Source organism: Phreatobacter sp., from assembly GCF_016793595.1.
GTDB lineage: Bacteria > Pseudomonadota > Alphaproteobacteria > Rhizobiales > Phreatobacteraceae > Phreatobacter.
In genome coordinates this window covers 14,108-27,456 of sequence record NZ_JAEULY010000008.1, presented here as the reverse complement: position 1 = coordinate 27,456, position 13,349 = coordinate 14,108, and the positions used below count along the sequence as shown (strand labels likewise).

General features: G+C 67.8%; 17 protein-coding genes. 3 read left to right on the top strand and 14 right to left on the bottom strand.

Annotated features, from left to right (window positions below; genetic code table 11):
• Positions 1-101: 101 nt before the first annotated feature.
• The 4 genes from JNK84_RS10655 to JNK84_RS10640 all read right to left on the bottom strand — a co-directional run bounded on the left by JNK84_RS10655 (position 102) and on the right by JNK84_RS10640 (position 3,881).
• A complete protein-coding gene (locus JNK84_RS10655; RefSeq protein WP_293423866.1) occupies positions 102-1,439 on the bottom strand; it encodes a polyhydroxyalkanoate depolymerase in 1,338 nt (445 codons plus the stop codon).
• A gap of 242 nt (positions 1,440-1,681) precedes the next feature.
• On the bottom strand, positions 1,682-2,479 hold the full coding sequence (locus tag JNK84_RS10650) for an ABC transporter permease (RefSeq protein WP_293423864.1): 798 nt from the start codon (positions 2,477-2,479) through the stop codon (positions 1,682-1,684).
• A complete protein-coding gene (locus JNK84_RS10645) occupies positions 2,476-3,132 on the bottom strand; it encodes a phosphoribosylanthranilate isomerase (protein WP_293423862.1) in 657 nt (218 codons plus the stop codon). The genes JNK84_RS10650 and JNK84_RS10645 overlap by 4 nt, the downstream gene beginning before the upstream one ends.
• A complete protein-coding gene (locus tag JNK84_RS10640; protein WP_293423955.1) occupies positions 3,129-3,881 on the bottom strand; it encodes an ABC transporter ATP-binding protein in 753 nt (250 codons plus the stop codon). Before JNK84_RS10640 ends, JNK84_RS10645 begins: the two co-directional genes overlap by 4 nt.
• Positions 3,882-4,038: 157 nt before the next feature.
• On the opposite strand from JNK84_RS10640, the gene JNK84_RS10635 reads away from it, so the two are divergent.
• Together JNK84_RS10635 and JNK84_RS10630 are read left to right on the top strand one after the other, a co-directional pair.
• Positions 4,039-4,980 (top strand): ribokinase, encoded by a 942-nt coding sequence (locus tag JNK84_RS10635; protein ID WP_293423860.1) that lies wholly within the window; start codon positions 4,039-4,041, stop codon positions 4,978-4,980.
• The gene (locus JNK84_RS10630; protein ID WP_293423858.1) at positions 4,977-5,810 is read left to right on the top strand and encodes an HpcH/HpaI aldolase family protein; all 834 of its coding nucleotides are present in this window, start codon (positions 4,977-4,979) and stop codon (positions 5,808-5,810) included. Before JNK84_RS10635 ends, JNK84_RS10630 begins: the two co-directional genes overlap by 4 nt.
• 51 nt (positions 5,811-5,861) lie before the next feature.
• Here JNK84_RS10630 and JNK84_RS10625 read toward each other — a convergent pair whose 3' ends face one another.
• The 3 genes from JNK84_RS10625 to gnd all read right to left on the bottom strand — a co-directional run bounded on the left by JNK84_RS10625 (position 5,862) and on the right by gnd (position 7,765).
• Positions 5,862-6,110 (bottom strand): hypothetical protein, encoded by a 249-nt coding sequence (locus tag JNK84_RS10625; RefSeq protein WP_293423856.1) that lies wholly within the window; start codon positions 6,108-6,110, stop codon positions 5,862-5,864.
• A 135-nt stretch (positions 6,111-6,245) separates the two neighbouring features.
• On the bottom strand, positions 6,246-6,788 hold the full coding sequence (locus tag JNK84_RS10620) for a gluconokinase (protein WP_293423854.1): 543 nt from the start codon (positions 6,786-6,788) through the stop codon (positions 6,246-6,248).
• Complete coding sequence (gnd, locus tag JNK84_RS10615) at positions 6,785-7,765, bottom strand: phosphogluconate dehydrogenase (NAD(+)-dependent, decarboxylating) (RefSeq protein WP_293423852.1); 981 nt, start codon at positions 7,763-7,765, stop codon at positions 6,785-6,787. Before gnd ends, JNK84_RS10620 begins: the two co-directional genes overlap by 4 nt.
• Positions 7,766-7,918: 153 nt before the next feature.
• On the opposite strand from gnd, the gene JNK84_RS10610 reads away from it, so the two are divergent.
• On the top strand, positions 7,919-8,920 hold the full coding sequence (locus JNK84_RS10610) for an adenosine kinase (RefSeq protein ID WP_293423850.1): 1,002 nt from the start codon (positions 7,919-7,921) through the stop codon (positions 8,918-8,920).
• Here JNK84_RS10610 and JNK84_RS10605 read toward each other — a convergent pair.
• The 7 genes from JNK84_RS10605 to hisB are packed head-to-tail and all read right to left on the bottom strand — an operon-like array spanning position 8,917 to position 13,219.
• Positions 8,917-9,345, bottom strand: coding sequence for a DUF1810 domain-containing protein (locus tag JNK84_RS10605; protein WP_293423848.1), 429 nt, complete (start codon positions 9,343-9,345; stop codon positions 8,917-8,919). The two genes, JNK84_RS10610 and JNK84_RS10605, sit on opposite strands and share 4 nt — an antisense overlap.
• 11 nt (positions 9,346-9,356) lie before the next feature.
• Positions 9,357-9,980, bottom strand: a complete 624-nt coding sequence (locus tag JNK84_RS10600) for a LysE family translocator (RefSeq protein ID WP_293423846.1) — start codon at positions 9,978-9,980, stop codon at positions 9,357-9,359.
• Positions 9,977-10,765 (bottom strand): imidazole glycerol phosphate synthase subunit HisF, encoded by a 789-nt coding sequence (gene hisF, locus JNK84_RS10595; RefSeq protein WP_293423844.1) that lies wholly within the window; start codon positions 10,763-10,765, stop codon positions 9,977-9,979. The genes JNK84_RS10600 and hisF overlap by 4 nt, the downstream gene beginning before the upstream one ends.
• Positions 10,762-11,508, bottom strand: coding sequence for a 1-(5-phosphoribosyl)-5-[(5-phosphoribosylamino)methylideneamino]imidazole-4-carboxamide isomerase (gene hisA, locus JNK84_RS10590; protein WP_293423842.1), 747 nt, complete (start codon positions 11,506-11,508; stop codon positions 10,762-10,764). The genes hisF and hisA overlap by 4 nt, the downstream gene beginning before the upstream one ends.
• A complete protein-coding gene (hisH, locus tag JNK84_RS10585; protein WP_293423840.1) occupies positions 11,496-12,146 on the bottom strand; it encodes an imidazole glycerol phosphate synthase subunit HisH in 651 nt (216 codons plus the stop codon). The genes hisA and hisH overlap by 13 nt, the downstream gene beginning before the upstream one ends.
• Positions 12,143-12,631 carry a DUF2628 domain-containing protein gene (locus JNK84_RS10580; RefSeq protein WP_293423838.1) on the bottom strand — a complete coding sequence of 163 codons (489 nt, stop codon included), beginning with the start codon at positions 12,629-12,631 and terminating at the stop codon, positions 12,143-12,145. The genes hisH and JNK84_RS10580 overlap by 4 nt, the downstream gene beginning before the upstream one ends.
• Positions 12,632-13,219, bottom strand: a complete 588-nt coding sequence (gene hisB, locus JNK84_RS10575; RefSeq protein WP_293423836.1) for an imidazoleglycerol-phosphate dehydratase HisB — start codon at positions 13,217-13,219, stop codon at positions 12,632-12,634.
• Between the last annotated feature and the right edge of the window lie 130 nt (positions 13,220-13,349).

Here is a 13,349-nt window from a genome sequence, read left to right as displayed (position 1 = left end):
CAGCAACGCCAACGTGATCAGCCGGCTCCGATTGTCCAGCTTGACTCGCGGAGCGCGCAGGCGCCGGCCAACCCCATGGCAGCCATGGGTTTGGTCCGGCCTCAGTCCTTCTTGGGTGCCTGCACGGCGGCCAGCGGGGCCTTGCCGCCGCGAAGCACTTTCAGGGCCGCCGGCTTGTCCGCGGACTTCGGCTTCGCTGCCTGAGCCCTGCGATAGGAATGGGTGCGCATGAAATCCATGACGCGCGGCGCGATATCGGCGCGGAAGCGCGAGCCATTGAACACGCCGTAATGACCAACCGCTGGTTGCAGGTGGTGATGGCGCATGTCTTCGGGGATCGAGGAGGCGAGGCCGTGGGCGGCCAGGGTCTGCCCGCCGCCGGTGATGTCGTCCTTCTCGCCCTCGACGGTGAGCAGCGCGACACGGCGGATCGCCTTCGGGTCCACGGCGCGGTCGCGGTGCATCATGATGCCGCGCGGCAGGTGGTGCTCGACGAAGACGCGCTCGATGGTCTGCATGTAGAATTCCGCGGTCAGGTCCATCACCGCCAGATACTCGTCGTAGAACTCGCGGTGCTTCTGGGCGCTGTCGCCGTCGCCCTTGACGAGGTTGCGGAACAGTTCGCGATGGGCGTCGACGTGCCGGTCGAGGTTCATGGTCATGAACCCGGTGATCTGCAGGAAGCCCGGATAGACCGGCCGCATCATGCCGGGATGCGGAAAGGGAACCGTGGTGATGACGTTGCGGCGGAACCAGTCGGTGCCGCGCTCCTCGGCGAGCTTGTTGACCGCTGTCGGATTGGCCCGCGTATCGATCGGCCCGCCCATCAGCGTCAGCGTGGTCGGCACGTAGGGGTCGTCCTCGGCCTCCATCCGCGCCACCGCCACGAAGGCTGGCACCGCCGGCTGGCAGACGGCCATGACATGGGTGTCAGGCCCGAGGAAATGCAGCATGGAGACGATGTAGTCGACATAGTCATCGAGATCGAAGGCGCCCTCGGCCATGGGCACCATGCGGGCGTCCATCCAGTCGGTGATGAAGACCTCGTGGTTCGGCAGGAAAGCCTCGACGGTGCCGCGCAGCAGCGTGGCGTAGTGGCCCGACATCGGAGCCACGATGAGGACCTTGGGGTCCGGCCGGTGCCGTTCCGGCAGGGCGCGCTGGAAATGGATGAGATCGCAGAAAGGTCGCTTCCAGACGACCTTTTCGGTCACCGCGACCCGTTCGCCCCCGACCAGCGCGGTCGGCAGATTGAAGCCGGGCTTGCCGTAGCGGCGCGTCGTGCGCTCGAACAGTTCGGCGGCGGCGGCGATCTGCTTCGCCACGGGCAGGTGCGCCCATGGATTGATCGGATTGGTCAGCGCAAGCTTGGTGGCGTCCGCCATGGCCCGGTAGGGCGACAGCATGGCGTGGGTGGCTTCATACCAGTGATAAAGCACTCAGATGCCTCCGAGGGAGAGGAGGGCCGGAGCGCCATTCGCGGTATCCCTGGCCGGACCTACAGACGGGCTGGAAAAGACGCCCCGAAGGGCTGCCTGGTTCCCGCCATATTGCTGCACTGCCGAAATCTGTAACAGGCCTGTGACAGATGAGGCAATCAGACGAGGGTGAAGAACCTGTTAACCAGGAGCCGCCGTGGTTTTGGGGTGACATTCCACCAAAGGCGGAGACGGCGGCGCTTTCATTCCCCGCCAGACAGCAGCGATCCCGCGTCGCGGGCGCGGTTCAGCAGCATGACGAAGGCGACGGAGGCCGCGCCTATCCACAGCACGTTCAGCGCCAGCGCCGCGCCGAGATAGTCGAGCCGCAGCACGCCCTCCGACAGAACGGCGCGCATGCCCTCGAAGACATAGGTCGGCGGCAGCGCCAGCGCGAAGGGTTTCAGCCAGCCCGGCAGCACGGCGAGCGGGTAATAGACGCAGCAGAGCGGCCAGAACACGAACATGATCGTCCAGGCGAGGCTCTCGGCGCCGAGCCCGTGGCGCAGGATCAGACCGGCCACGACGATGCCGACCGCCCAGCCGGTGACGACCAGAAGGGCGAAGAAGGCGACGAAACCGACACCGAGGGCCGCAAGGTCAAAGCCGAAATAGGCGACCGCCAGGATGATCGTGGGGGTCAGGCCGACCGCGAGGCGCGCAAGACTCATGACCATCAGCGCCGCGACGAACTCGAAGGGACGCAGCGGGCTCATCAGGAGGTTGCCGAGATTGCGCGACCAGACCTCTTCCAGAAACGAGATCGAGAAGCCGATCTGACCACGGAACAGGATCTCCCAGAGCAGCAGACCCGAGACCAGCGCGCCGCCGACGAACAGCGTGCGGTTGGTCGAAGCCATGGCGTAGTTCTGCAGGAAACCCCAGGTCAGAAGGTTCAGGATCGGCCAGTAGACAAGCTCCAGCAGCCGTGGCCAGGACGAGGCGATGAGGTAGCAGTAGCGCAGGCACAGCGCCCCGACGCGCCGGATCGAGAAGCTCATGCGCCCCTCACCGCCGCCATGAAGGCATCGAGCTTGTCCTGGTCGAGATGGCCGTCCGTGCGCACGCCGGAGCAGAGATCGACGCCAAAGGGCTTCACCGTGGCGATGGCCTCGGCGACATTGCCGGCCCTGAGACCGCCGGCAAGGAAGACCGGCTTTCCCGTGCGCTTCACGAATTCCGCGCTTACCGCCCAGTCATGGGTGCGACCGGTGCCGCCGAGCTCGCGCATCGTGCCCCCCGGCTTGCCGGAATCGAGCAGGAAGGCGTGGATATAGGGCTCGTAGCGCGGGATCAGGTCGAGCGCCTCCGGCCCCTCGACGTGGATCACCTGCACCCGCCGGACCATCGGCAGCGACACCGCCAGCACCGCGAGTTCGGCAGGATCGATGTGATCGACGATCTGCACCGTGTTGGTGCCGCAATGGCGGACGTGTTCGGCAAGGTCCGTGCCCGTCGCGCGCGACGACAGCAGGAAGGTCGCGACAGGCGGCGGCACATCCGCCGTCACCGCGCGGATGGTCGCGTCCGAGACGATGCCCGGCCCCGATGGCATGGCTGCGACGAAGCCGAGGGCGTCGGCGCCTGCAGCCATCGCCATCTCGGCCTCCTTGACGGACGAGATGCAGCAGATCTTCACCCTGGTGCGCGTCATTCGGCGGCCTCCCTGCGCCCGCGGGCGACATCGAGGAACACTTCTTCGAGATTCGAGCGGCCATAGCGGCGGACCAGCTCGGCAGGCGCGGCATCGTCCTCGATCCGGCCCTTCTTGAACATGATCACGCGATCGCAGAGGCGTTCGACCTCCCCCATATTGTGCGAAGCGAGCAGGATCGCGGCCCCTCGGCGATCGCGATAACGCTCGAGATGCGACCTGATCCAGTCGGCGGTATCGGGGTCGAGCGATGCCGTCGGCTCGTCCAGCAGCATGACCTCCGGCTCGTTGATCAGCGCCTTGGCGAGCGCGACGCGCGTCTTCTGGCCGGCCGACAGCTTGCCCGACGGGCGGTCGATGAAATCCTTGAGGTCGAGGTCGGCCGCGAGCGCGGCGATGCGCGCGGCGACATCGCTCACGCCGTAGAGCAGCGCAAAGACCCTGAGGTTCTGCCTGACCGTGAGGCGGTGCGGCATGTCCACATAGGGACTCTCGAAATTCATCCGATGGAGCACGTCATGGCGCCGCGTGACCATGTCGGCGCCGAGCACCCGCACCTCGCCGGAGGTCGGCAGGACGAGCCCCATGACCATGCCGATGGTCGTCGACTTGCCGGCGCCGTTGCCGCCGAGCAGAGCGGTGGTCGATCCCGCCGGAATGGCGAAAGACAGCCCGTCCACGGCGCGTACCTCGCCGTAGTTCTTGACGAGGCTTCTGACCTCGATAGCGGGTGTCGCATCCTGCGTCATGGCGATCAGATGGGCCGCTTTCGCCTCGAGGGCAAATGAAAAGCCGTGATCGGCGCGATCGGCGATGCAGGTCCGACCTGCACGGGCGCCGCGCGCCTGCGGGTTGACCCCCGCCGGCAGTCGGGCGAGCGTTGCCACCCGCGAACCGTTCCCCGCCATGATCATCGTCTTCGGCTCCATCAACATCGACCTCGTCACGCGCGTCGACGCCCTGCCGAAGCCGGGCGAGACCGTGGCCGCGCCCGGCTATGCGATCGTCCCGGGCGGCAAGGGGGCAAACCAGGCGCTCGCCGCTCGCCGGGCGGGGGCCGATGTCGTCCTGGCGGGCGCCGTCGGCCGCGACGGCTTCGCCGATCTCGCGCTCGACATGCTGGCCGCCGATGGCGTCGATCTCACCCGCATCGTCCGGGCCGACGCGCCAACCGGCGCGGCCTTCATCACGGTGGATGCGAAGGGGCAGAACCAGATCGTCGTCGGGTCAGGCGCCAATGCCTTCGCGCGCGCCGCATCGCTGGACGGCCTTGTGACGAGGCCGGGCGACACCCTGCTCCTGCAATGGGAGGTACCGGAGGCCGAAATCTGCGCCGCCGCGCGATGGGCCAAGGCGCGGGGCCTGCGCGTCATGCTGAACCGGGCTCCCGCCGGACCGATCACACCGGAACTGATGGCGATGACCGACATCGTCGTCGTCAACGAACACGAGATCATGGCGCTTGCCGAGGGCCACGGCATCGATGGCGCCGATCCCGAGGCCGTCGCTTCGGGCCTCTCCGCCCGCTACGGCAATGCCGTTTTCGTGACGCTCGGCGCGGAAGGCGCCATGGGCTGGGCCGACGGCATCCGCCATGCCGTGCCGGCCATGCCCGTCGAGGTCGTCGACACGACTGCGGCCGGCGACACGTTCTGCGGGGCCTTCGCCGCCGCCCTCGATCGGCGTCGGGGCTATGAGACCGCCATCGAGTTCGCCTCCGCCGCCGGTTCCCTGGCCTGCACCGTCTTCGGCGCCCAGCCGAGCATTCCCACCCTCGCGACCATCGAACCGGCCGCGGCGATCCTCGCCGAGGGCCGCAATCCCGACCACCGGAGGACAACCCCGTGAGCTACGGCAAGACCGAGACGAAGAGTAAGCCGGCCAAGCCGGCGGCGGGCCCGGTGCGCAATCGCATCAAGCGCCGCCTGGCGGCAGGCGAGAAGCTCCTCGGTGCCTGGGTCTTCACGGGCGCGCCGGTCATCTGCGAGATCTATGCGCTGGCGGGCTACGACATCGTCCTGATCGACACCGAGCACACGCCCCTCGACGTCAAGGACGTGCTGGAATGCGTGCGCGCGGTCGAAGCCGGCGGCGGCGACGCCATGGTGCGCGTGCCAGGCCACGACTTCAGCCATTTCAAGCGGCTGCTCGATGCAGGCATTCATTCGTTCATGGTGCCGATGGTCGATACGGTGGAACAGGCCAAGGCCATCATCAATGCCTGCCTCTATCCGCCGCGCGGGCGGCGCGGTTTCGCGGCGACCGCCTCGCGCTCGGGCCTCTACGGCTTCCACGAGAACTATGCTGATGTCGCGCACGAGGAGACCTTCCTCGCGCTTCAGGTCGAAAGCGGGGTCGCGGCGCGCGATGCGGGGAAGATCGCCGCGCTCGACGGCGCGGACTGCCTGTTCATCGGCCCGAACGACCTTGCCGGCTCGCTCGGCAAGCTAGGCCAGCTGGCCGACCCGGAAGTGCTCAAGACCATCGACAAGGCGGCTGCCGCGATCCTCAAGGCTGGCAAGCTGACTGGGATCATTCCGACGCCGACCCGCGATGCCTCCGACATGGCCGCGCGCGGCTTCTCGATCGTCATCGGCGAATGCGACGTGCCGACGCTGAAAGCCGGAGCGCTCGCGGACCTCGCCCGGCACAGGAAGGCGTTTCCCGGCCGCGCATAGAAAAAGGCGGAGGCCATGACCTCCGCCTTCATTGACGTCGGTGATGGCGGATCAGCACACGCGAACGCGACGGGTGCCGACGACCTCGCCGTAACCGTTGTAGACGGCGCGGCGTTCCACGTGGCAGGTGCGGGCAGAGGCGGCGATGGCCGTGCCGATCACAGCAGCGCCGACCAGGCCGGCGGCAATGCCGACACCGACGCCGCGATGACGGAAACGCGGGCCGGCATCGGCGGCCGAGGTGTTCACCGCGACGGCGGAGATGGCGAGGGCGGTGGCGAGAGCGAGGGACTTCAGCATGGGTCGGGTCCTTTGAGGTCGTTCGTGGCGTCACGGATGATCCGTGGATGACGCCAGACCTATCCGGCCCGCATTGCGCGGCCGCCCCGCCCGCGGAAACGGGCATTTCTGCACGGAAAAGCAGCTGAAACGCGATCAGGCTCGCAATGCCGCTATCGCCAGCCCGGCAATTTCAGAGGGATCGGCGTTGACCGGCACAGTCACCGAATCCTCGTCGGGTTCGAGCGGCTCCAGCGTCGCGAACTGGCTTTTCAACAGGCTCGCCGGCATGAAATGATCCTGCCGTGCCTGCATGCGGCCGTCGATCAGCTCGAACGAGCCGGCGAGGTGGACGAAACGGATCGCGGCGCGGGATGCGCGCAGCCGGTCGCGATAGGCCCGCTTGAGGGCCGAGCAGGCGATGACGACATGGTCGCCGCGGTTCTCGCGCGCGGCAACCTCCGCCGCGATGGCGTCGAGCCAGGGCCAGCGGTCGTCGTCGGTCAGCGGCGCGCCCGAACGCATCTTCGCAACATTCGACGGCGGATGAAAAGCGTCGCCGTCGCGGAAATCCCAGCCGAGCCGGCGGGCGATTTCGATGCCAACCGTCGATTTGCCGCTGCCGGACACGCCCATGACGACGAGGGCCGTGGGCAGGGCGCGGCCGGCGCCGGCCGCCTGTGCGCCGCGCGCCGTCACGATGTCTTCTGCTCCTGATGGCCGCCGAAGCCCTTGCGCATGGCCGAGAGCACCTTTTCCGCGAAAGTATGGTCCTGCCGCGAGCGGAAGCGGGTGTAGAGCGCGGAGGTCAGCACCTCAGCCGGCGTCGCCTGTTCGATCGCCGCCTCGACCGTCCAGCGTCCCTCCCCGGAATCGGCGACATGACCCGAGTAGGCGGAAAGCCCGTCGTCTTCGGCCAGCGCCTCGGCGGTAAGGTCGAGCAGCCACGAAGTGACCACCGAGCCGCGCCGCCAGACCTCGGCGATATCGGCGATGTCGAGGGTCAGGCGCTGATCGGCTGGCAGGCGCTCCGAGGCCGCATTGTTCAGAATGTCGAAGCCTTCGGCGAAGGCCTGCATCATGCCGTACTCGATGCCGTTGTGGATCATCTTGACGTAGTGGCCGGCCCCGCTCGCCCCGCAATGGAGGTAGCCTTCCTCGGCGGTGCCGGCGCGCCCCTCGCGGTGGCGGGATGCCGGAATGTCCCCGCGCCCGGGCGCGAGCGCCCGGAAGATCGGATCGAGCCGCTCCACGGCCGCCCCGTCCCCACCGATCATGAGGCAGTAGCCCCGTTCGAGGCCCCAGACGCCGCCGGACGTGCCGACGTCGAGATAGGTGAGCCCCTTCGCCGACAGCGACCGCGACCGCCGGATGTCGTCCTTCCAGAAGGTGTTGCCGCCGTCGATGATCGTGTCGCCGGGTTCGAGGATGGCGGCCAGTTCGCCGATCATCGCCTCGGTGACCTCGCCCGCCGGCAACATGACCCAGACCGCGCGGGGAGCGCCAAGCCGCAGCCGGAACTCCGCAACCGAGGCGGCAACCTCCGCACCCTCGCGGCCAAGCGCTTCGCTCGTGGCGGGATTGGCGTCGAAGACCACGCAGGAATGGCCCGCCCGCATCAGACGGCGCACAATGTTCGCGCCCATCCGGCCGAGCCCTACCATGCCGAGCTGCATGCACCGCCTCCCGATCGTTCTTCTTCGTGTCGAACCATCCGAACTTGGCAGGGAAGTCAATCACTTGGAATCGAAATGCGCGCGCCTCCGGGCGTTGCCGGATGCGGCTCCAGCGTGTAGACGGCGCGCAAAGCCATACGGAGCCGCCCCTTCATGTCCCAACCCCGCTACGACGTCGCCGGCATCGGCAACGCCATTGTTGATGTTCTCGCGCGCACCGAAGACGACGTGCTGGCGAAGCTCGATGTGCCCAAGGGCGCGATGATGCTGATCGACGAGCCGCGCGCCGAGGCGATCTATGCGGCCATGTCGCAGACCATCGAAATGTCCGGTGGATCGGCTGCAAACACCATTGTCGGCTGCGGCATGCTCGGCCTGAAGGGCGCTTTCCTCGGCAAGGTGAAGGACGACCAGCTCGGCGCCTCGTTCGGCCACGGCATCAGGGCGGCCGGCGTCCACTTCCCGACCGCACTGGCGACCGACGGCCCCGCCACCGCGCGCTCGTTCATCCTGGTGACGCCCGATGGCGAGCGCACCATGAACACCTATCTCGGCGCGGCGCAGAACCTCGCGCCCGAGGACGTGGACGCTGAAACCATCGCCAATGCCGGCGTGACCTATCTCGAAGGCTATCTGTGGGATCCGCCGGCCGCGAAGCAGGCATTCCTCAAGGCGGCGACCATCGCCCACGGCGCCGGCCGCAGCGTCGCGCTGACGCTGTCGGATTCGTTCTGCGTCGACCGCTATCGCGACGAATTCCTCGGTCTGATGCGCGACAAGGTGGTCGACATCGTCTTCGCCAACGAAAGCGAGCTGAAATCGCTCTACCAGACCGCCGATTTCGCCACCGCCCTCGACGCGCTGCGCGCCGAGGTGCGGCTCGCCGTCGTCACGCGCAGCGAGAGCGGCGCGCTGGCGGCCGAGGGCGCGAACCTCGTCACCGCGCCCGCCTATCCGGTGGAGCGCGTGGTCGACACGACCGGCGCGGGCGATCTCTTCGCGGCCGGCTTCCTCGCCGGCTACGCGCGGGGGCTCGGCCACGAAATGTCGCTGCGGCTCGGCGCGCTCTGCGCCGCCGAGATCATCAGCCATATGGGCGCTCGCCCGGAGGCCGACCTCAAGGCGCTGGCCGCCGAGAACGGCTTTTCGCTTTAGGACGACAAGAGGCCGAGAAGACCGAGCGTCGCCCGGTCTTCCTCACCGCCGTAGAAGCGCTCCAGCACCGCGCGGCAGGGGCCAGGCTCATGCGCGGCCCTGCCGAAGAGCGTCATCGACGATTGCAGCTTGCGGGCGTCGATGCCGCCGAAAATGGCTTCCGCAGTCTTGTCCCTCGCATCGAGAACCAGCGCGGTGCACTCCATGAGTCGCGGCCCGAGCAGGGTATGAGCGAGATAGGCGCGCGCCTCGTCGAGCGAGGCGATGGCATAGAATTGCGACCTGGCACTCTCGCCGAGGCCCGCCATCTGCGGGAAGACGAACCACATCCAGTGGCTCTGCTTTCGGCCTGCGGACAGTTCCCGCACGACCTGCGCATAGACCGGGTGCTGGGCATCGACGAAGCGTTGCAGGTCAAAGACCATCGGCCGGCTGCCTAGCGCTCCCACACCATCTTGCCGCCATAGGCGATCATGACCGCGCCCGTGCCGATGCCGAGCGCTCGGCTGAGGCGGCCCGGCCGGCGCGCAAAGGGCAGGGTCTTGAGGGCAAGGCCCAGCAGCACGTAGTAGGCTGCGGACATCGCGACCATGACGCCGACGCCCGCAAGACCGATGCCGATGGGCTGTTCGGCGAGATGGGTCACCGCGAAGAGCGACGACACGAAGACCAGCGATTTCGGATTGCCGAGGGCGGTCGCGATCCCCGTCAGGAAGGCGCGGCGTGGGGAGAGCATCGGCGCGCTGGCGCGGGCGGTCTCGGCCGGCGGCGAGACATTGCGGCGGATGAGGCCGAGGCCCATCCAGGCGAGATAGGCACCGCCTGCCACCTTCACCGCGACGGCCGCGGCCGGAAACAGCTCGAACAGCCAGAACAGGCCGAGCAACCCGGCAAGGCCCCAGAGACAGGTGCCGAGCACGATGGCGGCGGCGACCGCGAACATGGAGGATGGTGGCGACGACAGGCCCACCGCCATGAACAGCACCATGTTCGGACCGGGCGTGATGACGGCGATCAGCCAGAGGCCGGCAAGGACGAGAAGCGTATCCGCCGGGCTCATGCCGAGATGCCGTCCATGCGGACGGGGAGGCCTGCGGCCTTCATGTGACGCTTCACCTGCGGCACGGTGAAAGTGCCGAAATGGAAGACCGAGGCGGCCAGCACGCCGGTCGCGCCGCCCTTGGCCACGCCATCGACGAAATGGTCGAGGGCGCCGACGCCGCCCGACGCGATGACCGGCACCGGTACGGCGTCCGAAACCGCCCGGGTCAGGGCCAGATCGAAGCCGGATTTGGTGCCGTCGCGGTCCATGGAGGTCAGCAGGATCTCGCCAGCGCCCAACGCGACCACTTCGCGCGCATAGGCGACCGCATCGATCCCCGTCGGCTTGCGGCCGCCATGGGTGAATATCTCCCAGCGATCGGCCTCGCCTTCGCCAGAGACCTTCTTGGCGTCGATGGCAACCACGATGCACTGGTCGCCGAACTTGTCGGCGGCACGGCCGACGAAGGCGCGGTCGTTCACCGCCGCCGTGTTGATCGAGACCTTGTCGGCACCGGAGACCAGCAGCGCGCGGATATCCTCGACGGTGCGGACGCCACCGCCGACGGTGAGCGGCATGAAACAGGCCTCGGCCGTGCGGCTCACCACGTCGAACATGGTGCGGCGGTCGTCGGAGCTCGCGGTAATGTCGAGAAAGGTCAGTTCGTCCGCGCCGGCCGCGTCATAGGCCTTGGCCGCCTCGACGGGGTCGCCGGCATCGATCAGGTCGACGAACTGCACGCCCTTGACGACACGGCCGTCCTTGACGTCGAGGCACGGGATGACGCGCACCTTGAAGGTCATGCCGCCTTCGCCTCCCTTATCAGCGCCATGGCTTCGGCCGGATCGAGCCGGCCGTCATAGAGCGCCTTGCCGGTGATCGCGCCTTCGAGCTTCGCCGCGCGGGGCTTCAGAAGCTCGCGCACGTCTTCCAGCGAGGCCAGCCCGCCGGAGGCGATGACGGGAATGGCGACCGCATCGGCCAGCGCGATCGTGCCGTCCCAGTCGATGCCGGAGAGCATGCCGTCGCGGGCGATGTTCGTGTAGACGATGGCCGCGACGCCAGCATCCTCGAAACGCCGCGCGAGATCGTGGGCCGCAAGGCTTGAGGTTTCCGCCCAGCCTTCGACGGCCACCCAGCCGTCGCGGGCGTCGATGCCGACGGCGACCTGCCCGGGGAAGGTCCGCGCAGCGGTTTTCACGAAGTCGGGATCGCGCACCGCCGCCGTGCCGATGATGACGCGGGTGACGCCCTTGGCCAGCCAGCCCTCGACCGTCGTCATGTCGCGGATGCCGCCGCCAAGCTGGACGGGAAACGAAGTCGCGGCACGGATCGCCTCGACGGCGGAGGCGTTCACCGGCTTGCCGGCGAAGGCGCCGTCGAGATCGACGACGTGGAGATAGTCGAAGCCCTGGTCCTCGAAGCTCCTGGCCTGCGCGGCGGGATCGTCAGCATAGACGATCGCCTGCGCCATGTCGCCTTGGCGAAGGCGGACGCAGCGACCTTCCTTGAGGTCAATCGCGGGAAATAGCCTCACGGCCGCCACTCCAGGAAATTGCCGATCAGCGTCAGGCCGAGCTTCTGGCTCTTCTCGGGATGGAACTGCGTGCCGACCATCGTGTCACGCGCGATCATGGCCGTGACCAGCGTGCCGTAATCGGCATCGGCGAGGATCACATCGTTCGCCGTCGCGGTCAGGTGGTAGGAATGGACGAAATAGGCGTGCAGCCCGTCCGGCCCGGTCGGAATGCCGGCGAGCACGGCGTGGTCGCGCCTCACGTTCAGCGTGTTCCAGCCCATATGCGGGATCTTGTAGTTCGCGCCGGTCGGCCGGATCAGGTCGATGTCGCCCGGCACCCAGCCGAGGCCGGCGCTGGTTTCCTTCTCGAGCCCGCGCCCGCCCATCAGCTGCATGCCGACGCAGATGCCGAGAAAGGGGCGGCCACGACCGCGCACCGCCTCCGTCATGGCCTCGACCATGCCGGGCACGCCGACGAGGCCGCGCTTGCAGTCGGCAAAGGCTCCGACGCCCGGCAGCACGATGCGGTCGGCCTTGCGGACGAGGTCAGGATCGGCGGTGACCAGGACAGGCGCATTCAGGCCGCGCTCGCGCGCCATCCGCTCGAAGGCCTTCTGCGCGGAGTGGAGGTTGCCCGAGCCGTAATCGACGATGGCGACGCTCACCTGATGCCCCTCGCGCCGGGCTCGGCCTCTGGGAATAGGCCGATGGGATGCGCTGATGTCGCGGCAAAGGCCGGCACCGGCGCATAGGCCGGGCGCGGTGCGGCCTCCTGCTCGACGAACCAGCGGCGCTCGGCCGCTTCCCGGTTCGCCGCCACGACGACGCCTGCCTCGCGATAGCCGCGCCAGCGCAGGGAGCGTCGCCTGAGGTTGGTCGCCTCGAGGCCGATCAGGAAGCTGATCGCGAAACTGATGGCCATGCGGATCGACGGCGGGAAGCCGGAATAGGTCAGAGCGACGAAAGCCACGGCCATGACGACGAGATAGACGATGAAGGTCAGCCACATGCGGTTCCACAGGAACCAGCCCCAAGGCACCAGGAAAGCGACGAACGAAAAGGAGTCAGGCACGAACTGGACGGCTTCGTCCGCGTCCCGCCCGGGTCTTGCCGGGGCGAGATGGACGGTGAAGCTGGTCTGCCGGGCCATCTAGAGCACGCCCTTGGTCGAAGGGATCTCGTTCGAGCGCCTGGGATCGATGGCGAAAGCCGCCCTCAGCGCGCGCGCGAGGCCTTTGAAGCAGCTCTCGGCGATGTGGTGGGCATTGTCGCCATAGAGCGTCTCGACATGCAGCGTGATGCCGGAATTCATGGCGAAGGCCTGGAGGAACTCGCGTACCAGCTCCGTGTCGAACGTGCCGATCTTGTCGCGCGGAAACTCCGCCCGAAAGACGAGGAAGGGCCGGCCGGACACGTCGAGCGCCACGCGTGTCAGGGTCTCGTCCATCGGCAGGTGGACGTCGGCATAGCGGGTGATGCCCTTCATGTCGCCGAGCGCCTGCCGCACCGCCTGTCCCAGCGCGATGCCGACATCCTCCACCGTGTGGTGGTCGTCGATGTGCAGGTCGCCCTTGGCCTTGACGGTCAGGTCGATCATGCCGTGCCGGGCGATCTGGTCGAGCATATGGTCGAAGAAGCCGACGCCGGTCGCGACATCGGCCTTGCCGGCGCCGTCGAGGTCGACCGAGACGGTGATGTCCGTCTCGCGGGTGGTGCGGGTGATCTGGCCCTTGCGCATGACCCTCTCCGATGATGCCGCGTCTTCTACCAGCGGCGGCAGGCGTTTGGAAAGGCAAAGCGGCGGATGTGGTTGCCGGGCTCACATCCTGCCATCGGCCGGCCTGGATCGTGCCAGAGTGCTGCGGTCA